Below are 21,659 nucleotides of genomic sequence, written 5' to 3' on the forward strand. Positions count from 1 at the left end.
GATTCAAATCAAGGTGTTTTGCATTATAACAAGCGGTCAGATTCCTCATATTATTTACAATAAATTTACACTCCAGAAGATGAATTATATTACAAATAGCGTAAAATACGCGCACTTAAATTTATGAGTCTAACTTTTTGTGGTCAGATCAAAATAGGTGGCGGTTTTTTATATTGGTTAAGATTATGTTGAACATAGGTTCTACGTAATCTTTTTTATTTTTATATAGGGTCGATTATGAATCAAATTTTTAAAGTTATTTGGAATCAGGCAACACAAAGTTGGGTTGCAGTATCTGAATTACAACGAGCGAAAGGTAAAACGAAATCTGTTAGTTCTGCAAGTAAGGCAACATTGGCTTTATTGGCTGGAGCTAGTGCTGTATTGGGAGCTACTAATGCTGTGGCTGTTGTATCTATAGGTTCAACAACAAGTAATTATATTTCAACGCAAGCAACGGCATCATCGGAAAACGCAATTGCTATTGGTGCGGATTCAATCTCAACAGGAAGATCTACTATTGCAATTGGTACAAATGCGAATGCAACACATAGAACAAATTTAGTGGATCCAGAAGATACTTCTTACATTACTAGTAATACTGGTGTAGAGAGTCTCAATAATACTGGTCAGAATTGGGCATTAGTGCCTTCAATTGCTATAGGTATGGGAAGTTCTGCTACTTCTGCAAATGCGATAGCATTAGGAACAGATACTCATGCAACAGGTAACCGCGCAACAGCTTTTGGTGCAGGAGCTCTAGCTACTGGTAACCGTTCAACAGTAATGGGATGGAGATCTGCCGCCAGTGGCACTCGCTCATTTGCAATGGGTTCAGGTGCAACCGCAAATGCTGATTTTTCAGGTGCAATGGGGGATAAGTCTGTTGCAAATGCTACTTATTCTTTAGCTTTAGGTTCAAGTGCTAATGCAACTTCTACTGCAACTAGAGGTACAGCGATTGGTTATAATGCGACAGTTTCAGGTGTTAATGCGACAGCTTTAGGGGTAAGTGCAGTATCTTCCAACCAAGCTACGGTTGCAATTGGTGATAGTGCGAAAGCAAGCGCCGATTTTGCTATTGCCTTAGGCTCAGGTGCTAATGCAACGTTAGATAATTCTGTTGCTTTGGGGAGCAATTCAACCGTTTCCAACGCTGTGGCAGTTCCTTCTGCGACGGTAAATGGTATTACTTATTCCGGCTTTGCGGCTAATACTACGGCAGCAGGGAATGTTGTTTCTGTTGGCTCAAACACGATCAAACGCCAAATCCAAAATGTGGCAGCGGGTCAGATTTCTGCTACATCAACCGATGCAATTAATGGTTCACAGCTTTATATGGCAATGAACGCAACAGGTAACCTTGCTAATTCAACTAAAAATATTTTAGGTGGTAATGCTACAGTAAATCCTGATGGTTCTATTACTTATACTAATATTGGTGGAACAAATAAAAATACCATTGAAGAAGCACTAAAAGCGGTAAAAACAGAAGTTGTTGCAGGTAGCAATGTTAATATTACAAATGCAACCGGTGCGAATGGACAAACTATTTATACAGTAAATGCGTATAACACCACGGCAAATTCTTCTAGCCCTGATTACATTACTGTAACAGGTAAAGCTGCAACTGCTGCGAATACAACTAACTATGAAATTGGTTTAACTAAGAAAGCCATTGATGACTTTACGAAAGATACCCAAGCTACTGTTGTTTCAAACGATGGTACAGTAACTGTAAAAAGTACAGAGAGAAATGCAAATGGCACGGTTATTTATGATCTTTCTGTCAATATTCCTGCGCAAGCAAGCCAAATTCAATATTTCTCTGTAAATTCAATCGTACCTGAGAATCAAGCTAATGATGGCGCGAAGAGCAGAAACTCAATTGCGATCGGCCCGAATGCAACGGCAACAGGTGGAGAGCAAGCGGCAGTAGCATTAGGTACAAACTCAAATGCAAATGGTAACGGAGCGTTATCTTTAGGTGTGGCTACGGTTTCAAAAGGTATTCAAGCTACGGCAGTTGGTCATTCAGCAAATGCAACGGCTAATGGTACAACCGCACTTGGTCGCCAAACAAACGCGACAGCAGGTGATGCTACAGCGGTAGGTTCTAATGCTAATGCAACGGCTGAAAAAGCCTCTGCCTTTGGTGTTGCAGCAAATGCGAGTGCAAATGCCTCTTTGGCCGTAGGTGCAAATTCAATTGCCTCAGCACAATCAGCAGTGGCTGTTGGTACACGTGCTAATGCAACAGCTCAATTTGCTACAGCATTAGGTATGGGGGCTCAAGCTACTCTGAATAGTTCTGTTGCTTTGGGTAGCGAATCAGTCGTAAGAGCAGCAACACCAACTGAAAATGCAACGGTAGGGGGTATTACTTATAATGGCTTTGCCGGGGTAAATAAAGATACTAACTATGTTGTTTCTGTAGGCTCTGCAGATAAAGAGCGTCAAATCCAAAATGTGGCAGCGGGTCAGATTTCTGCTACATCAACCGATGCGATTAATGGTTCACAACTTTATATGGCAATGAATGCAACCAGTAACCTTGCAAATTCAACTGCAAATAATTTTGGTGGCGGTTCTGTTGTGAATCCGGATGGCTCTGTGACTCAGCCTAAATATAATGTAACGAATGCAGCTGGAACTCAGTATGGTAATACTGCAACAAATGTTGGCGATGCAATTACGAACTTAAATAACTATGTAAACCAAGGTTTCAATATTAAAGATAATGCGGGTACAACCAAAGGTACTGTGACCCCAAATGAATCTGTACAATTTGTAAACGGTAAAGGTACAGTTTCAAATGTTACACAAGAAGCTGATGGCGTAACTAAAGTAACCTTTGATGTGGATACCGGTTCTATCACGGTTGATAACACAACAGGTGCAGTCACTACCCCTACAGATGAAAATAAAGTTGCAACAACTAAAACAGTTGCTGATGCAATTAAAAATTCAGGCTTTACGGCAACATCTAGCCAAAGCGCAGGTGAAGTATCAGGTACTTCAGCTGAGTTGGTTAACCCCGGCGATACAGTAACTTTTGATGCAGGTAAAAATATCAAGATTACTCAAGCTGGTAGTAACTTTACTTTCGCAACTAAAGATACGGTTGAATTTGATAAAGTAACAACCAAAACGTTAGAGATCCCAACGGACACAGCAAATAAACCAATTACCATCACTAAAGATGGCATTAACACAGCCGGTAAGCAAATCAAAGATGTAGCGGACGGCGTAGATGGTAAAGATGCGGTAAATGTTGATCAGTTAAAAGCGGCAAAATGGACACTTCAAACGTCACAAGATAATGCGGCTGCGGATAAAGTAGGCGATATCAATGCAGATGATAAAGTGACCATTGATGGTAAAGGTGTAATTAAAGTCACTAATACCAAAGAAGCGAATAATGAAAGCAAAGTTCATATCGCACTAGAAACTCAAGCGATTAAAGTAGAAAACGGACAGGCAACGACTGATGGCAACTCAAAAACGGGTGATACAGTAAATACAGCACCAAATACCAATGCTATTGCAACGGTGGGTGATGTAATTAATGCTGTGAATAATGTGAGTTGGTCTATCTATCAAGGTGCCGATAAAGTTAATGATGTGAAAGCGGGTAACGAAGTTCACTTTGTTGATAGTGACCAATTCACTGCATCGGCTACAAAAGATGGTGATACTAAAACCAATGTGACATTTACTGCAAAAACCGTTTCATTAACTGATGCGGATAATAACGGTAAGGTTGATGCTCCACAAACTGAAGCGGATAAGAAGAAATTAGTTAATGCAGGAGATATTGCTAATGCAATTAACAATTCAGGCTTTAAAGCAAAAGCGAATGGTGATGATGGGGAATTAATCAACCCAGGTGATGAAGTTAACTTTAAAGATGGTGAAAACATTAAAGTTACTCGTGATGGTAGCAACTTTACGATTGCAACGGCTAAAGATGTGACTTTCAATAATGTAACATCTAATAATATTAGTGTACCAACCGGCACAACAGCTAATGATAAGCCAATTACCATTACTAAAGATGGCATTGATGTTGCAGGTAAACCAATTACTAATGTGGCAAGCAATCTGCCGGCAACTAACAGCACAGGTGATGCTAATAATACCGTTTCACAAGCGAAACCGGAAAATGTGGATAACATCAAAAACAATGCAGCAACAGTTGATGATGTGTTGAATGCAGGCTGGAATTTACAAGAAAATGGCGGAGCGAAAGACTTCGTTAAAGCTTATGACACAGTAAACTTTGTTGATGGTAAAGGCACAAAAGCAAATGTAACAATGAACGCCGATAACAGCGTAGCGAATGTGACATTTAATATCGATGCCGGCACTATCACTGTAGATGACAAAGGTGCAGTAACTACACCTGCAGAAGAAGATAAAGTTGCAACTACAAAAACAGTTGCTGAAGCAATTCAGAAAGCAGGTTGGAATGCAAAATCTGGTGGCAATAAAGCTGATGATGATCAAGAAGCAGCAGAGTTGATTAATCCGGGTGAAGAAGTGATTTTTGCAGCAGGCGATAACTTAACCGTTAAGCGTGTAGGCAATCAGTTTACTTTTGCAACGGCTAAAGACGTTAAATTTGATAGCGTAACATTTGGTGATAACGGTCCAAAGATCACAAATAACGATGGTAATGTTAATATTGCAGGTAATGATGGTAATCCAACCAAAATTACAGGCGTGAAAGCAGGTGAAGCTGATACTGATGCGGTGAATGTAAGTCAGTTAAAACAAGCAGCAGCAGCGTCCAAAACCGAAGTGAAAGGTTCAGGTTTAGCAACTGTTGGGGCACCTGAAACAGGTGATAATGGTCAAACAATCTATACGGTAGATGTAGCGAAAGCAGATGCTCCTACAGTAACTCGTGGTAATGTGGCTGTTAAAGAAGGCGATGAAAACAAAGTTATGACCGCAGGTGATGTGGCTGATGCAATTAATAATTCAGAGAAAACCTCATCTGTAGTAGCTGGTTCTAAAGCCGTAACTGTTAAAGCCGGAAAGGAAGATCCTAAAGGCAATACTGAATATACGGTAGATGTTGCAACGGATAAATCTATCGGTCGTGATAATGACGGTAATATGACAGTGAATACTGACAACGTTACTATCGTGAAAGATCCGACAACAGGTGAAGTTAAAGCGAATACCACAACATTAAATAATTCGCCTGAAGGTAAAGTTACTGAGCCTACAGGTGACGATGCTAAGAAATTAGTGACGGCAGGTGATATTGCTAATGCAATTAATAATTCAGGCTTTAATGTAACAGCAGGTGATGGTGTTGATGGTGGTGAAACCAATGGTAAGAAAACACAGCTAATCAAGCCGAGTGAAACAGTTACCTTTGATGCGGGTAAAAATATGACACTTACCCAAGCTGACGGTAAATTCACTTACACAACAAAAGATGATGTTGCATTCAACAGCATTGATATGAGCAATGGTAAACCAAATACAACAGGCTCAATCACTAACCTGAAGAGCGGTGTGGGCGGTACATTTGCAGATAAAGCAGCACCAACAGATGCAGAGCGTAAAGCGATTGCGGATAAGATTAACAACGCAACAGGTGATACGTTGAATAATGCTGTGAATGTGGGTGATGTACAAGCAGCAATGAAAGCAGCAACCACCAAAGTGGAAGGTGATAAAGGTGTTACTGTAACATCTAAAACTAACGATGACGGCTCAACCACTTATACCGTTGAAGCAAAAACGGATGGTACAACCATTAAGGTAAACGATAAGGGCGAAATCACGGCAAACACCAGCGAGTTAACAAATAACCCTGATGGTAAAGTGGAAGAGCCTACAGAACCAAATGCATTAGTAACAGCTAAAACCGTTGCAGATGCAATTAACAATGCAGGTTTTAACATTCAAGCAAACGGTGACGAGAAGAGCCTGGTGAAAACAGGTGATACGGTTCAGTTCTTAAATGGTAAAAACATTGAGATTACCCGTGATGGGAATAACATTACTGTTTCAACTGCAAAAAATGTGAACTTTGATAGTGTACAGTTCGGAAATGAAGGTCCTAAGATTACTAACAATGGTGGTAATATCAATGTTGGTGACAAAGACGGTAATGCAGTCAAAGTAACTAATGTAGCTGCCGGTGACGTAAATGCAGATAGTAAAGATGTAGTAAATGGTAGTCAGCTTTATACTTTCGCTATGGCATCTCGTGAAGAAGTGAAGTCGGATGATAAATCAGTTACGGTTAACACTACAAAAAATGCTGATGGTGCGAATGTGTTCGATCTTTCTGTGAATACAGACAATGTAACGATTGTAAAAGATCCGACAACAGGTGCAATTAAGGCTAACACTACGGCATTAAATGATGCAAATAATGACGGTAGAATTGATGAACCAACCGCTGATGATGCTAAGAAATTAGTGACAGCAGGTGATATTACCAACGCCATCAATAACTCAGGCTTTACGTTGAAAACTTCGGCTGTAGAAGGTGGAGAGAAGCTTTCAGGTGGTGATGAACTGATTAATCCGGGTAAAGCAGTTGAAATGGTTGCAGGTAAAAACTTAACTGTGAAGCAAGAAGCTGATGGTAAAGTCATTTATGCGACTAAAGATGATGTTAAGTTTAGCAGCGTAACCTCTAACACTGTAACTGTACCAACTGATGAAGCAGATCCTGCAAATAATCCAATTACTATCAATAAAGATGGTATCAATGCAGGTAATAAAGCGATTAGCAATGTTGCGTCTAACCTGACACCTGTGACTGCAGATGATAAGGTTCAACCAGCAGACAATAATCCAACCAACTTAGCTGATAAGTTAAGTAATGCAGCAACATTAGGTGATGTATTAAATGCAGGCTGGAATTTACAAGGTAACGGCAAAGCGGTTGATACTGTGGTACATAATGACACGGTTGATTTTATTAAGGGTAAAGGTACAACGGTCACGGTTGAAAACAAAGACGGTAAGAATACGATTAAAGTAGATAGCCCGATTGAGTTTGTTAACCAAGATCCTGCTGATAGCTCAACCCCAAGCAATACAGCTAAATTTACCGGTGAAGCACCAGTACAATTAGGCAATGTGGCAAGTGGTGTTCGTAAGCCTGATGGCACAACACCAGAAGGCAAAGAGCGTGCAGAAGCTCTTAACAATGCATCTGGTGATACCGTAAACAATGCGGTAAACGTAGGTGACTTACAAGCAGCGACAAAAGCAGCGACCACCAAAGTGGACGGTAATCAAGGTGTTGTTATTACACCTACCACCAATGGTGATGGTTCAACGACGTATACAGTAGCAGCGAAGACTGACGATACTACTATTAAAGTAGATAGTGAAGGTAACATCACTGCAAACACCAGCGAGTTAGGTAACAACGCAGACGGTACGGTGAAAGCACCAACTCAACCAAATGCGTTAGTGACTGCTCAAACTGTTGCAGATGCAGTGAATAATGCAGGCTTTAATATTAAATCTGCAGGTAATAAGGCTGCCGGTGACCAAGCTGCGACTAAGCTAGTGAAAACGGGCGAAGAAGTTGTGTTTGAAGCAGGTGATAACTTAACTGTTAAACGTGATGGTAATCAATTTACTTTTGCGACAGCAAAAGATGTGAGCTTCAACAGCGTACAGTTCAGCGAGAATGGTCCGAAAATCACTAATGATGGTGATAACATCAAAGTCGGTGATAAAGACGGTAAACCAACTAAGATCACTAATGTAGCAGATGGCGATATTAGCCCAGTAAGCACAGATGTTATCAACGGTAAACAGCTGAACAACTATGCGAAAGTGAATGGTAATAACATTGGTACTGATGAAGATGGTTCTATCAATATCGTAAATGGTAATGGTACAACTATTACCAGTGATAAGGCTGGTGAGGTGAAAGTGAACGTAAACAGCACAGATTTAACCGTTGCTGATAACGGCAAAATCAATGTTCAAGATCCTAACGGTACCGGTTCACACTTTGTGAATGCAACAACAGTAGCAAATGCCGTAAACAACGTAAGCTGGAACGTAGATTCTAAAGCAGTTGGTACAGGTGTGGTTGAAGGGGATAAAGCCCCTGCGAAAGTAAAAGCAGGTAGTACAGTGAGCGTGAATGCAGGTAATAACATCAAAGTGACACGTAAAGGTTCTGATGTAACTGTAGCCGTTTCAGATACCCCTGAATTTACTAGCGTTAAGACTGGTGATACATTGGTGAACAATAATGGCGTAACCATTAATAATGGCTCTGCAGGAAAAGCGGTAAGCTTAACCAAAAACGGCTTAGATAATGGTGGTAACCGTATTACTAATGTTAAAGCAGGTGAGGCAGATACCGATGCGGTTAATGTTGGTCAGTTAAAAGGTGCTGTTAATCACTTAAATAACAAGATCCATCGTAATAACCGTGAAGCCCGTGCAGGTATTGCCGGTTCAAATGCAGCAGCAGCGTTACCGCAGGTTTACATTCCAGGTAAATCTATGGTGGCTGCAGCAGGTGGTACATTTAAAGGTGAAAACGCGCTTGCAGTAGGTTATTCACGTTCAAGTGATAACGGTAAGCTTATCTTGAAATTACAAGGTAATGCGAATAGCCGAGGCGACTTTGGTGGCGGTGTAGGCGTTGGATACCAGTGGTAATTTAGCCTAATTGAGTTGAAATCCCCTTCTTCGGAAGGGGATTTTTATGTTATATTGAGGCTAAAATTTATGGTGTAAGCGGTAAGATTTGTAAAAAAATTTGCAAATCTTACCGCTTGTAATTAAGAGGTAAAGAATGAAAAAAGCAGATATTCAGAAAATGCAGGATTGTTATAACCAATGGGTAGCACTATTACCAGAATTGGAAAAAGGGATAGAGCAATGGAAACAAGCTACTGCACTTTTGGAGCCATTAAGTCAGTTTTATGCTAGCCCGGAATGGCGTGAATTACATGATAGTTTTGATGAACAGTTAGATACTAAAGGCAATTATAGTATCTTGTCAGAAGATGCGTTATGGAATGCGTTATCTGAACATCATCAATTAGCACTAGAATGGTTAAAGCTATCGACTGCATATATTACGAAAGAATAAAAACAGACGCTTAGGCGTCTGTTTTTTTATGTTGATGAAGCTTGTTTATTGGCATAATAGGTGGAGCCACGAATCAGCATTCTTAGCTGCATAATGACACGTTGCTTTAGTTTTTCCCGTTCTTGATTGTTCATATCCAAAGCATGAGAACCGGCAGTAAATACTAGCGTGACTAAACCTTCCGATTGAATATAAGCAAGTTCTCGGTTACTGTGATTATCTTTGCTCATAATATAGTCCGCCAATTCAGCTACAAAATGTTGAATTTCGCGTGATGCTGCGGTTCTAAACGCTTGCGATGTACCGGAACTTTCGCGTAATAATAGCTGGAAAACATTGGGACGGTCGGCAATCAGTTCGAAGAATGTTTCTACTGAAACCACAACAACACTTCCGCCATTTGCAATTCGCTTTCGTGCTTGCCTCATTAATTGGCGTAATAGTAGCCCGGATTCGTCCACCATTGCTAAGCCTAGCTCGTCCATATCTTTAAAGTGGCGGTAAAACGAAGTCGGTGCGACTCCAGCTTCACGCGCAACTTCACGCAAACTGAGATTAGAGAAATTTTTTTCTGAGCTTAATTGATTAAAGGCGGCTTCTACTAATGCTCTGCGTGTTTTTTCTTTCTGAATTGCACGCACACTCATACCGTTTGCCATTTTACGCCTCGGATTGCATAATTTTAGTAATGGCTTGAGCTAAACGCTCATAGCGGGCGCGTAATGGTGAACCTGGTCGATACACCATTCCCACAGCTCGAAACGGTTTCGGGTTTTCAAGTGGAATATAATGTACTCCTTTAATCGGTTTAGCGGCTAATTTAGGAATTAATGCTAGGCCAACATTTGCTGCTACCATATTGCGTAAGGTTTCAAGGTTGGTAGCTTTAAAGTGTGGATTTTCTTTTGCTCCAATGGATAGACAATAGTCTAGCGTATTAGTGCGTAAACAATGGCCACTGTCTAAAAAGAGCAACTCACGGTTTTTTAATAAATTCATATCGAATTTTTTAAGCGCTGCCCATTCGTGTTGTTCTGGAACTACCAAGTACATTTCTTCATTAAAGATAGGCACTTCAATAAAAGATTCACTCTCTTTTACAAATGAGATAATGCCACAATCAAGCTGGCCGGATTCAAGTTGATCTAATAATTGGTTGGTTTGTAATTCGTAAATATACAGCTCTAAATCTGCAAATTCTGCTTTTAATGCAGGCACAATAATTGGCGAAATGTAAGGCCCCAAGGTTGGGATTACACCAACATGAAGCGGGCCAGACATCTCTTTACCTTGGTTGCTTGCCATTTCTTTTAGAATTTTTACTTCACGTAAAACTACCTTGGCTTGTTCAACTAATGTTAAGCCTGCTTGCGTAAAGAGGACTTTGCGACTGGTTCTTTCAAGCAGAATAGTGCCTAGTTCGTCTTCTAATTTGCGAATTTGCCCGCTTAAAGTAGGTTGGCTAACATTACAAGATTCTGCTGCACGACGGAAATGCTTATGTTCTGCAAGTGCAATAAGGTATTCTAAATCTCGAATATTCACTTGATTCCTCCAATTTAAATTTTTCCTATTGTTCCGATAGGCTGAATTATGCCATATTTGTGAGTACAATGCCTAAGATTTTTATAATATATAATTCTATAGGAGAACATTAATATGTCTTTTAAAGATATGACGGGTCAGAAAGTACCCAGTGTAACATTTCGTACACGTCAAAACGATGCTTGGGTTGATGTCACAACCGATGAGTTATTTAATAACAAAACGGTAGTTGTGTTTTCATTACCCGGAGCATTTACACCGACTTGTTCATCAACACATTTGCCTCGCTATAATGAATTAGCTTGTGAATTTAAGGCATTAGGGGTAGATGATATCATCTGTATGTCAGTTAATGATACCTTTGTAATGAACGCTTGGAAAGCAGATCAAGAATCTGAAAATATTACTGTTATTCCTGATGGTAATGGTGAGTTCACAGAAGGTATGGGGCTATTAGTTGATAAAAATGACCTTGGGTTTGGTAAACGTTCTTGGCGTTATTCGATGCTGGTGAAAAACGGTATTGTGGAAAAAATGTTTATTGAGCCACAAGAACCGGGTGATCCGTTTAAAGTATCAGATGCCGATACAATGATTAAATATTTAAGTCCAAATTGGACAGCTAAAGAGTCTGTTTCGATTATCACTAAACCGGGTTGCCCGTTCTGTGCAAAAGCAAAAGCATTATTAAAAGAGCAAGGCTATACTTTTGAGGAGATTGTGTTAGGTCGTGATGCAAGCACGATTTCTGTACGAGCAATTACAGGTAAAACCTCTGTTCCACAAGTATTTATCGGCGGTAAACATATTGGTGGTAGTGATGAGTTAGCTGCTTATTTTGCAAAATAATAGGCAAATATAACCGCTTGTAATGCATAAAAAGAGGGATTAAGTTTAATACTTAATCCCTTTTCTATTATTGAATATTTATTTCAACAAATAGGCACGCAATGTTGCAAAATCAGCCGCCATTTCATCGGATAATAGTGGCAGTTTGTTGTGCTTATCTAATGCTTCCGGTAACGGCAATTCAATCGCTAAAATGCGTTCTACCGACTCTTTGAATTTTGCCGGGTGAGCGGTGCATAAGAAAATACCTGTTTCGCCTTGTTGTAGCTGATCTTTTAAGCTTTGGTAAGCAATAGCGCCGTGTGGTTCACACAGATAACCTTCCGCATATTGAGCTTTCAAAGCCGCTTCGGTTTCGGCATCGTTTAATGCGGCAGAACCCAATTCGGACAAATTCCAGCCATTGCGTTTAAATAATTCTTCAACTCGTGGCCAGTTGTTCGGGCGGCTTACGTCCATTGCATTAGAAAGGGTTGCAACGGTCGCGTTTGGTTCCCATTTGCCTGATTGTAAATAGCGTGGCACGGTGTCATTGGCATTGGTTGAGGCAATAAAACGTTTAATCGGTAAACCTAATGTTTTTGCAATTAGGCCAGCAGTTAAGTTACCGAAGTTACCGCTTGGTACTGAAACCACCACGTTGTCTCGTTTTTCTTTTGGTAACTGAGCAACTGCCTCAAAGTAGTAGCAAATTTGAGCCAGTAAACGGCTAATGTTGATGGAATTTGCTGAATTTAAACCAATCGCTTGGCGTAGCTCGGCATCGTCAAAGGCTTGTTTCACTAAGGCTTGGCAAGCATCAAAGTCGGATTCGATCGCAACAGTGCGAATATTACCGCCTAAAGTACAGAATAATTTTTCTTGTAACGGGCTGATTTTGCCTTTCGGGTAAAGAATAACCACGTTGATATTTTCCAAACCATAGAAAGCGTGAGCCACCGCCGCACCGGTGTCACCTGAGGTAGCAGTTAAAATAGTAATTTTGCCATCGCCTCGCACATTGGCTAAGGCTTGAGCCATAAAACGCCCACCAAAATCTTTGAAGGCTAAAGTCGGGCCGTGAAATAGTTCTAACGCATAAATATCATCATTGACTTTGGCAAGTGGTGCCGGGAAAGTGAACGCATTTTTTACCATTGCATTTAAGGTTTCTTGCGGTAACTCTTCGCCGATTAAGGCTGAAAGAATTTTTTGGCTGCGTTCAACCAGAGGTAAATCCAATAATTCATCAATGTTATCTAATTTAGGTAACACCTCAGGGAAAAATAGCCCCTGATTTTTGCCTAAGCCTTGGCGTACCGCTTGGGCGAAATTGACTTGTTCTTCAGGGTGTTTGATGTTGTATAAGTTCATTGCGGTTAATCCTTTGTTTTAAAATGCGAATTTTTACCTGATTTTAGCCATAAGCCGTGATTAGTCAATGCAAAAGCGAAAAATAAGCGGTATGATTTGTGAAAAATTTTGCAAAGGAGCTAAAAATGAAAACCACCGTCAGAACCATCGCAAAACAAAAACAGATTGCCTTAGTGGCTCACGATAGCTGTAAACAAGATTTAATTCGTTGGACACAAACTCATCAAGCCCAACTTGCTTCGCATAAGCTATATGCCACCGGCACTACCGGGCATTTGCTCGCCCGAGAAACGGGGCTTGAAATTACCTCGCTGTTAAGCGGCCCGATGGGGGGCGATCAACAATTAGGCGGGCTGATCGCAGAAAAGAAAATTGATCTGCTGGTATTCTTTTGGGATCCGATGAATGCCGCTCCGCATGATCCTGATGTGAAAGCTCTAATGCGGATTGCGACCGTCTGGAATATTCCGGTGGCGATTAACGAAACCACTGCCAATTTTCTGTTAAATGCGGATTTGTTTCATCAAGCAATCAGCGTGAATGTGCCAGATTATGATGGCTATTTGGCAGAACGTTTGGGGTAGTGTAGGTAGGGGCAGGTTCTGTGCCTACCCGAAATGAGCAAATATGAATAAATTTTTAAGATATCTACAACACAGTTGGCTTTCGGAAAATGTAATTAAAACCCTGCCGATGTTTATTTCGCTAAACATTGCGGCGGTCAGCATTTGGCAGCTCGGTATTTCTGATTTTGCGATGCCGTTGATGTTAGGTATTATCGCCGGCGGTTTGGTGGATTTAGACAACAGCCTAATCGGACGAGCGAAAAATCTGATTATTAGCCTAGTGGCGTTCTCGCTTTCCTCGATTGGAGCGAGTGTCTCGCTCTACCTTGGCTGGCTATTTGTGCCGGTGGCGGTGGTTTGCACCTTTTTGCTGGTAATGTTAGGGGCAATCGGGCAACGCTATAGCACCATTGCGTTTGGCACGCTGATTGTGGCGGTTTATAACAGCCTGACTTATACGCCCGAAGTATTGTGGTATCACAATGTGATGATGATCTTACTCGGCACCTTACTCTATGGCTTGGTCGGTATTTTGGTGTACCTGATTTTCCCGAATCGAACCGTGCAGGAGAATTTAGCGTCTGCCTACCTTGCGTTGAGCCATTATTTACTGGCGAAATCTGCCTATTTTGACCCTGATGATGACGATTTAGCCGAGAAGCAGTTAGCTTTGGCGAAAGCCAATAGCGAGGTGATGGCTGCTTTTGATAAAACCAGAGTCGCCCTATTCTACCGCCTAAGACGTCAGCACAAGCAGCAACGGACACAGCGAATGCTGCGTTACTATTTCACCGCTCAAGATATTTTAGAGCGGGCAAGCTCCAGCCATTATCAATATCACGAGCTGTTTCAACAATTAAGCAACAGTGATTTAATGTTTCGCTTTCAACGGGTACTGGAATTACAGGCGGCGGCGTGTCAAAAAATTGCGATGTCGTTACGCCATAGGGAAGTATATGAACACGGTATGCGTGGCGAAAAAGCCTTGCAGGGGTTACTTAACTCATTAAGTTATCACCAAGAAAGGGGCTTGAAAAGTGCCTATCGCTGGCGTGCCATTGCAGAAAATTTAGGCAATATTGAGCGGCAATTAGCTCAGATTGAACAAGGTACAAGCAGTGGTGAGCATATTGAACCGTTAAGCAAAAATTTCACTAAATCTCACCGCTTGATCGCTGAAAATATTACCGGCTTAAGCAATATCAGCCAAGCGATTAAAGCCCATTTAACCTTTGAATCCCAACTGTTTCGCCACGCCGTTCGGCTGTCGATAGTGGTGCTGTTGTGCAGTGCGATTGTGCCGATTTTAGGCTTTGACAGCAAAGGCTACTGGATTTTACTCACCGCCATTTTTGTCTGCCAACCGAATTACACCGCCACCAAGACCCGACTGATTCAGCGTGTAATCGGCACGATTTTTGGCGTGCTGGTTGGTGGCTCTTTTGAACTGTTTAACGTGGCGCTCAGCCTCGAAGCCCAGCTTGGGCTAATCGTACTGACCGGTTCGCTCTATACCTTTTTCCGCTTGGTACATTATGGCTTTTCAACCTTTTATATCACTGTGTTGGTAATGATAAGCCTTGATATTGCAGGCGTGAGCCTTGAAAGCGGCATCTTAATGCGAATGCTTGATACCTTACTAGGTACAGCGATTGCGTGGCTGGCAGTGGCATTCTTATGGCCGGATTGGAAGTATTTAAATTTACAACGTAACTTACATAATGGCTTGAAAGCCAGCGGGCAATATTTACGCCATATTATCGCCCAGTTGCAGTTTGGTTATAACGAGCAACTGCCTTACCGTATTGCCCGCCGTGATGTGCATAACCATTTATCGGCACTGAGTAATGCGGTTACCAATATGTACAGCGAACCACAGAAATATGCGAACGATTTAACCTTCGCCCCAAAATTGTTAGGTATTGCTTACACCTTGCTGGGCTATATTTCCACTTTAGGGGCTTACCGCATTGCCAGCCGAGAGATTAATCAGCAAGTAGATTTTTCCGCAATGTTCTTCTCTCACGCCAGAGAGGTGGCAAACATCATCGAGCAAATCGCCTCAGAGAGCCGTTCATTTGCAAAATTATCGGAAAAATTGACCGCTATCGACCAAGAGCTCGCCCAGTTTGAGCAGGAAAATCAGCAAAAACAAAATGATCTTGCCTTAGTGTTGATACAACAACTGAGGCTGATAGTGCAGTTGTTACCGCAGATGCAGAGCTTGCTGAAATCTACCTGCGGCAATAGATGAAATAAGGACGGGTATAAACCCGTCCTACCATTTATTAATTAGTGAGTCTATTTGCGTTTATGATCGTAATGAATCTTCCATAACATTCTGGCATCTAAATTTGCAGAGGCAAACATCGTTAAGAAAACCGCTGCACCAAAATAGAAAGCGGCTTCCCCTACCGAGAAACTGAGAATCTGCCCTCGTTCGAGTAGCGACATCATTAGCGATAACACGAATAAATCCAGCATTGACCAGCGTCCGACAAAATGGACGTAGTGCAGTAGTTTCATTTGCCAATGAATTGAGTGTTTCCATTTGTAATGAATCGCCAGCAAGAGATAAAAAATAATGGTAATTTTGCTCACCGGCACCGCAATACTAGCGATAAACACAATCGCTGCCACGGTATAGCTTCCCATTTCCATAAATAGAATGACCCCCGACATTAATGAATCTGCCGAAACCTGCCCTGCTAATTCAGTTGTAGAAATCGGGAAAATATTTGCCGGAATCATCATAATCGTGCCGGCAATTAAGCAAGCCCATACTCGTTGGATTTTAACGTTATCGGAAATTGATAAATTGCTTTCACAACGAGGACAGCGTTGTCTGCCTTTTAAATCTAAGATGGTTTCATCAAAGCAATATTCACAGGTTGGGCAAAGGGTTGGATTGCTTGGGTGATCAAATGGCAAGGCGTGGTATTCAGGATAAAACCTTTCCCAAGCCTGTTTGGGCTCGGTTTTAATAAAAAGTAAGGTGTTTAAGATCGTTACTAACACAAAGGCGATTAGATTTACATCAAATTGTAGATCGGCATAATCTCGAATTTTAAAAGCAGCTACTGCGAGGGCAACTAAATAGACATCAAGCATTACCCATTCTTTTATTTTAGTTAAGAAAATTAGAGTGTAACGGGGGCGTTGGCGAATAATACGTTGTAGCTGAATGGTTAAAATCAGCAATACGAATGCAATCGGCATTATTACCGCACAGACTAGCACCATAAAAGCAGTATAAGGATAGCCTTCGGTTGCCATTTTCCAAATACCGTCCCACACGGTAGCATTAATTTTGATACCGAGTAAGTCAATGCTCATTAGGGGAAAACTCAGTGCAAAGGGGAGCAAAATTAAGATGGCTAATGCCAGAAAAGCACTGCGGTGCAAGCTCCATGTATTGCTTTTGCGTAATATATTATTACATACCGGGCAAACGGCATTGCCGTTTGACGTGAGTGGCAGTCGCACCTGTTGCCCACATTCGCTACAGCTTTGTAGAATGATTTTGTTTATTTTCATTTTTCAATCTTCTGTCAAATTAGGTAGTTATTTTCTACTTTATTGCTGAGATTGCAAGCGGTTAAATTTAAGTAAATTTTTACAAGTTGCATTTTATGCAATATTAAATATTAATATTTTCAATTTACGCAATATGGGTTTGATGTATAATCAACATAAATTCGCACAATGTGCAAACAAAACATCATATTAACTTCTTAATAAAAAAGGATTAAAAATGGCTAACTATTTCAACACGTTAAATTTACGTCAAAAATTAGACCAATTAGGTCGTTGCCGCTTTATGAATCGTAATGAATTTGCAGACGGCTGCAATTTCTTAAAAGGCAAAAAAATCGTGATTGTCGGCTGCGGGGCTCAAGGTTTAAACCAAGGTTTAAATATGCGTGATTCAGGCTTAGATATTGCTTACGCTTTGCGTGCCGAAGCAATTGCTGAAAAACGTGCTTCATTTAAACGTGCTTCTGAAAACGGCTTTGTAGTGGGTACTTATGAGCAATTAATTCCAACAGCAGATTTAGTGATTAACTTAACGCCGGACAAACAACACTCAAAAGTGGTTGCCGATGTAATGCCGTTAATGAAACAGGGTGCAGCATTTGGTTATTCACACGGTTTCAACATTGTTGAAGAAGGTGAGCAAATTCGTCCGGATTTAACGGTTGTGATGACTGCTCCGAAATGCCCGGGCACGGAAGTGCGTGAAGAGTACAAACGTGGTTTTGGTGTGCCAACCTTAATTGCCGTTCACCCTGAAAATGACCCTAAAGGTGAAGGCTTAGCCATTGCGAAAGCGTGGGCGAGTGCTACCGGTGGTGACCGTGCCGGCGTATTAGAATCTTCATTCGTGGCAGAAGTGAAATCTGACTTAATGGGCGAACAAACCATTCTTTGCGGTATGTTACAAGCAGGTTCAATTGTGTGCTACGATAAATTAGTGGCGGAAGGTAAAGATCCGGCTTACGCAGGTAAATTGATCCAATACGGTTGGGAAACCATTACCGAAGCCTTAAAACAAGGCGGTATCACCTTAATGATGGATCGCTTATCTAACAGTGCTAAATTGCGTGCGTTTGAGCTTTCTGAGCAAATCAAAGAAGAATTAGCGTTCTTATTTGAAAAACATATGGACGATATCATCAGTGGTGAGTTCTCATCAACTATGATGGCAGACTGGGCAAATGGCGATGCCAACTTATTAAAATGGCGTGAAGAGACAGGTAAAACTGCATTTGAAAACGCACCACAAGCAGAAGGTATCAAAATCTCTGAGCAAGAATACTTTGATAATGGCGTGTTAATGGTTGCAATGGTGAAAGCTGGGGTTGAATTAGCGTTCGATACAATGGTTTCAGCCGGTATTTATGAAGAATCGGCTTACTACGAGTCTCTACACGAGTTACCGTTAATCGCAAACACAATTGCCCGTAAACGTTTATACGAAATGAACGTGGTAATTTCAGATACTGCAGAATATGGTAACTACTTATTCTCTCACGTGGCAACTCCGATTTTAGCGGAGAAAATTATCCCAACGTTAGAGAAAGGCGATTTAGGCGAACCAACTCCGGCAGTAGAAATCGACAACGTTACCTTACGTGATGTGAATGATGCAATCCGTAACCACCCAATCGAGTTAATCGGTCAAGAACTACGTGGTTATATGACAGATATGAAACGTATCTCTTCGCAAGGCTAACAAGCGGTCAGATTTACACAAAATTTTGCAAAAGTGCGGTAGAATAACCGCACTTTTGTTTTTTGTGGAGGCTTAAATGTCTGAACAGCTTAGTACTCAAGTTTTAGAAGATGCTTTTCAATCGTTAGAACAGACAATTCATCAACTTTCCGATCTTCAATGGTTTGAACAGCAACTTCCCATTGTGCAAGATACACTTATTGCAGGAGCTATCCAAAAGTTTGAATTTGTTTATGAGTTAAGCCTAAAAATGATTAAAAGACAGCTTCAACAAGAGGCTGCAAGTTTTGATGAGCTAGGTGCTTATAGTTTTAAAGATATTTTGAGAGATGCGTTAAAATCAGGCTTGATTGATGATATGGCAAAATGGGTAACATTCCGAGATATGCGAAATATTACTTCCCACACTTATAATCAAGACAAAGCAATGGCGGTTTATAGCCAGATTGGGGATTTTCTTGAATATAGCCGTTTTTTAGTAGAGCAACTTCGTTTGAGAAATTAGAATGAGTAACACCGAGCTTGATATTCAGCCTGAAGAATTGACAATCGTAAAATCTATTTTGCAACAATTTGTCCCAAATTGTCCGGTTTGGGCGTTTGGCTCACGGGTAAAAGGTACATCTCGCCCATATTCTGATTTAGATCTGGCTATTATGACCGAAACGCCTTTGACTTTTTTAGAGCGAGATAATTTGAAAGAGGCTTTTTCTGAATCGGATTTAGTTTGGAAAGTGGATATTATTGATTGGGCTAGTACCAGCGAAGAATTTCGGCAAATTATTCAGAAAAAATATATTGTGATTCAATAATAGAAAACCTGTAAGCTAACACTTACAGGTTTTTGTTTTGCAAAAAATAGCGTAAATTAAACCGCTTGTTGCCTTATTTCGTTAATAAATCCAACGCTTCTTGATATTTGGCTACGGTTTTTTCAATTATCTCTGCCGGCACTTTCGGGGCAGGGGCTTGTTTGTTCCAACCGCTGTTTTTCAGCCAGTCACGCACGAATTGTTTGTCAAATGAAGGGGGATTTGTCCCTTCTTGGTAGGTTTCAACCGACCAAAAACGGCTGGAATCCGGAGTTAGCACTTCGTCCATTAGGGTTAATTCCCCGTTTTCATCTAAGCCGAATTCAAATTTGGTGTCACAAATAATAATGCCTTTGGTCAGAGCGTAGTTTGCCGCTTCAGTGTAGAGTTTTAGGGCAGCATCACGCACTTTGGCGGCAAGTTCTTTACCGATCTGGCGTTCACACTCTTCGTAGCTGATATTAATATCGTGATCTCCCACCTCGGCTTTGCTCGACGGTGTGAAGATCGGCTGTGGTAATTTGCTCGCCTCAACCAAGCCTTCCGGTAATGTTAAGCCGCAGATCGTGCCGGTTTGTTGGTAGTCTTTCAGCCCCGAGCCGGTTAAATAACCCCGCACGATAGATTCAATTTTCACCGGCGTTAAGCGTTTACACACTACCGCACGGTGTTGGATGGCTTCTGCTTCTTCTTTCGGTAGCACGTCAAATACGCTGTCTCCGGTGAAATGGTTTGGCATAATATGAGCTAATTTGTTGAACCAGAAGTTAGAAATTTGAGTTAAGATTTCACCTTTATGCGGAATGGGATCGTCTAAAATTACATCAAAGGCAGATAAACGATCGGTCGCAACCATTAGCATACGTTTTTCATCAATTTCGTAGAGATCACGGACTTTGCCGGAATAGATTTTTTTGAGGCTGATTTGCATAGTTTCATTCCTACTTTGTTCAATTTGCAAAAAATCGGGCAAATTATACCGCTTTACGCAAACGTTTGCGATAAATTGTTGAGTAATAGAAAAAATAACAAAATTTTTTATTAAAAGGCTTGTCAACTGCTCGTTTTAGGCGTATCTTTCAAGCTAATTCATTTTGGAGAATCGCACAATGGCATTTAGTCGTACTCATTACCATCATCATTTACCTGAATAATCTTTCGGGCATTTGGTATGTGCGGAAGATAATACTTCCGAGTACGCAAACGCAGCATAAATTTAGCCCTCTCGGAAGTTACTCCGAGAGGGTTTTTCGTTATAAAACAAAATAAAAAAGGAAACACAATGACAACACAAAATCGATTAAGAATTGCGATGCAGAAAAAAGGTCGCTTAAGCCAAGAATGCAGTGAGTTGCTCAAACAATGTGGTGTGAAAATTATTTGGAACGACCAACGCCTGATTGCCTATTCCGAAAATATGCCGATTGAAATTTTGCGGGTGCGTGATGATGACATTCCGGGCTTAGTTTTTGACGGCGTGGTCGATCTCGGGATTATCGGTGAGAATGTATTGGAAGAAGAGGAACTGGGGCGATTAAGCACCGGTGAGAAAGTTGCCTATAAAAAACTCCGTCAGCTCGATTTTGGCGGTTGCCGCTTATCGTTAGCTATTGATCGTGATAAAAATTATAACAATATCAAAGATTTAGAAGAGGCTGTGATTGCCACCTCTTACCCTAATCTATTAAAACGCTATATGAAAGAGCAAAATGTGCCGTTCAAAAGCATTTTGCTCACCGGTTCGGTTGAAGTTGCTCCAAGTGCCGGAATCGCGAATGCGATTTGTGATTTGGTTTCTTCAGGTGCAACGTTGGAAGCAAATGGCTTAAAAGAGGTTGAAGTGATTTACCGTTCAACCGCTTGTCTCATTCAACGCCAAGAGCCGCTTTCAGCGGAAAAACAAGCGTTAGTGGATAAATTATTAACCCGTATTCAAGGTGTGCAACAGGCGAACGAATCTAAGTATATTATGCTTCACGCCCCCAAAGACAAACTGGCGGAAATTACCGCTTTATTACCCGGTGTGGAAAATCCAACCATTTTACCGCTTGCCAACGATCAAACCCGTGTAGCAATGCACGTTGTCAGCCAAGAAAACCTGTTCTGGGAAACAATGGAGCAGCTAAAAGAAATGGGTGCAAGTTCCGTATTGGTTTTACCGATTGAGAAAATGTTGGCGTAAAAGGAATAAA

General features: G+C 41.1%; 14 protein-coding genes and 1 other annotated feature. Of the genes, 9 read left to right on the forward strand and 5 right to left on the reverse strand.

All coding sequences use genetic code 11. From position 1 onward, the window contains the following. The first annotated feature begins 237 nt into the window (after nucleotides 1-237). Both ACJ7Z2_RS03950 and ACJ7Z2_RS03955 read left to right on the forward strand, forming a co-directional pair. Nucleotides 238-8,670, forward strand: coding sequence for a YadA-like family protein (locus tag ACJ7Z2_RS03950; RefSeq protein ID WP_409500851.1), 8,433 nt, complete (start codon nucleotides 238-240; stop codon nucleotides 8,668-8,670). Nucleotides 8,671-8,806: 136 nt separating this feature from the next. Beyond that, complete coding sequence (locus ACJ7Z2_RS03955; protein ID WP_126301622.1) at nucleotides 8,807-9,106, forward strand: DUF4298 domain-containing protein; 300 nt, start codon at nucleotides 8,807-8,809, stop codon at nucleotides 9,104-9,106. 26 nt (nucleotides 9,107-9,132) lie between these two features. Here ACJ7Z2_RS03955 and fabR read toward each other — a convergent pair whose 3' ends face one another. Together fabR and oxyR are read right to left on the reverse strand one after the other, a co-directional pair. Further along, nucleotides 9,133-9,765: an HTH-type transcriptional repressor FabR gene (gene fabR, locus ACJ7Z2_RS03960; RefSeq protein ID WP_006250448.1), complete on the reverse strand. Its 633-nt coding sequence runs from the start codon at nucleotides 9,763-9,765 to the stop codon at nucleotides 9,133-9,135. Between the two features lies 1 nt (nucleotide 9,766). After that, on the reverse strand, nucleotides 9,767-10,651 hold the full coding sequence (gene oxyR / locus ACJ7Z2_RS03965; protein ID WP_006251712.1) for a DNA-binding transcriptional regulator OxyR: 885 nt from the start codon (nucleotides 10,649-10,651) through the stop codon (nucleotides 9,767-9,769). A gap of 114 nt (nucleotides 10,652-10,765) precedes the next feature. Here oxyR and ACJ7Z2_RS03970 point away from each other — a divergent pair, with 114 nt between their 5' ends. After that, entirely contained in the window at nucleotides 10,766-11,500 is a 735-nt protein-coding gene (locus ACJ7Z2_RS03970; RefSeq protein WP_006251713.1) for a glutathione peroxidase, read from the forward strand. Between the two features lie 78 nt (nucleotides 11,501-11,578). On the opposite strand, the gene thrC is transcribed toward ACJ7Z2_RS03970, so the two are convergent. Beyond that, on the reverse strand, nucleotides 11,579-12,853 hold the full coding sequence (gene thrC / locus ACJ7Z2_RS03975; RefSeq protein ID WP_409500852.1) for a threonine synthase: 1,275 nt from the start codon (nucleotides 12,851-12,853) through the stop codon (nucleotides 11,579-11,581). A 125-nt stretch (nucleotides 12,854-12,978) separates the two neighbouring features. Here thrC and ACJ7Z2_RS03980 point away from each other — a divergent pair, with 125 nt between their 5' ends. Continuing rightward, nucleotides 12,979-13,437 (forward strand): methylglyoxal synthase, encoded by a 459-nt coding sequence (locus tag ACJ7Z2_RS03980; RefSeq protein WP_409500853.1) that lies wholly within the window; start codon nucleotides 12,979-12,981, stop codon nucleotides 13,435-13,437. 43 nt (nucleotides 13,438-13,480) lie between these two features. After that, complete coding sequence (gene yccS, locus ACJ7Z2_RS03985; protein WP_409500854.1) at nucleotides 13,481-15,673, forward strand: YccS family putative transporter; 2,193 nt, start codon at nucleotides 13,481-13,483, stop codon at nucleotides 15,671-15,673. 47 nt (nucleotides 15,674-15,720) lie between these two features. On the opposite strand, the gene ACJ7Z2_RS03990 is transcribed toward yccS, so the two are convergent. Beyond that, nucleotides 15,721-16,956, reverse strand: coding sequence for a PqiA/YebS family transporter subunit (locus ACJ7Z2_RS03990; RefSeq protein WP_409500855.1), 1,236 nt, complete (start codon nucleotides 16,954-16,956; stop codon nucleotides 15,721-15,723). Between the two features lie 217 nt (nucleotides 16,957-17,173). On the opposite strand from ACJ7Z2_RS03990, the gene ilvC reads away from it, so the two are divergent. The 3 genes from ilvC (at nucleotide 17,174) to ACJ7Z2_RS04005 (ending at nucleotide 19,467) form a co-directional block, all read left to right on the forward strand. Then, the gene (gene ilvC, locus ACJ7Z2_RS03995; RefSeq protein WP_409500856.1) at nucleotides 17,174-18,655 is read left to right on the forward strand and encodes a ketol-acid reductoisomerase; all 1,482 of its coding nucleotides are present in this window, start codon (nucleotides 17,174-17,176) and stop codon (nucleotides 18,653-18,655) included. Between the two features lie 76 nt (nucleotides 18,656-18,731). After that, nucleotides 18,732-19,160, forward strand: a complete 429-nt coding sequence (locus ACJ7Z2_RS04000; protein WP_409500857.1) for a nucleotidyltransferase substrate binding protein — start codon at nucleotides 18,732-18,734, stop codon at nucleotides 19,158-19,160. 1 nt (nucleotide 19,161) lies between these two features. Then, on the forward strand, nucleotides 19,162-19,467 hold the full coding sequence (locus ACJ7Z2_RS04005; RefSeq protein ID WP_409500858.1) for a nucleotidyltransferase family protein: 306 nt from the start codon (nucleotides 19,162-19,164) through the stop codon (nucleotides 19,465-19,467). Between the two features lie 73 nt (nucleotides 19,468-19,540). Here ACJ7Z2_RS04005 and ACJ7Z2_RS04010 read toward each other — a convergent pair whose 3' ends face one another. Beyond that, nucleotides 19,541-20,398, reverse strand: coding sequence for a phosphoribosylaminoimidazolesuccinocarboxamide synthase (locus tag ACJ7Z2_RS04010; RefSeq protein ID WP_409500859.1), 858 nt, complete (start codon nucleotides 20,396-20,398; stop codon nucleotides 19,541-19,543). Nucleotides 20,399-20,596: 198 nt separating this feature from the next. Next, nucleotides 20,597-20,722: a sequence feature (His leader region), on the forward strand. Between the two features lie 27 nt (nucleotides 20,723-20,749). Between ACJ7Z2_RS04010 and hisG the strand changes: the two genes are divergently transcribed. Further along, nucleotides 20,750-21,649, forward strand: a complete 900-nt coding sequence (gene hisG / locus ACJ7Z2_RS04015) for an ATP phosphoribosyltransferase (protein WP_409500860.1) — start codon at nucleotides 20,750-20,752, stop codon at nucleotides 21,647-21,649. Nucleotides 21,650-21,659: the final 10 nt, after the last annotated feature.

The sequence above is a fragment of the Mannheimia glucosida genome (genome assembly GCF_046267875.1).
In the GTDB taxonomy this organism is placed as follows: Bacteria; Pseudomonadota; Gammaproteobacteria; order Enterobacterales; family Pasteurellaceae; genus Mannheimia; species Mannheimia glucosida.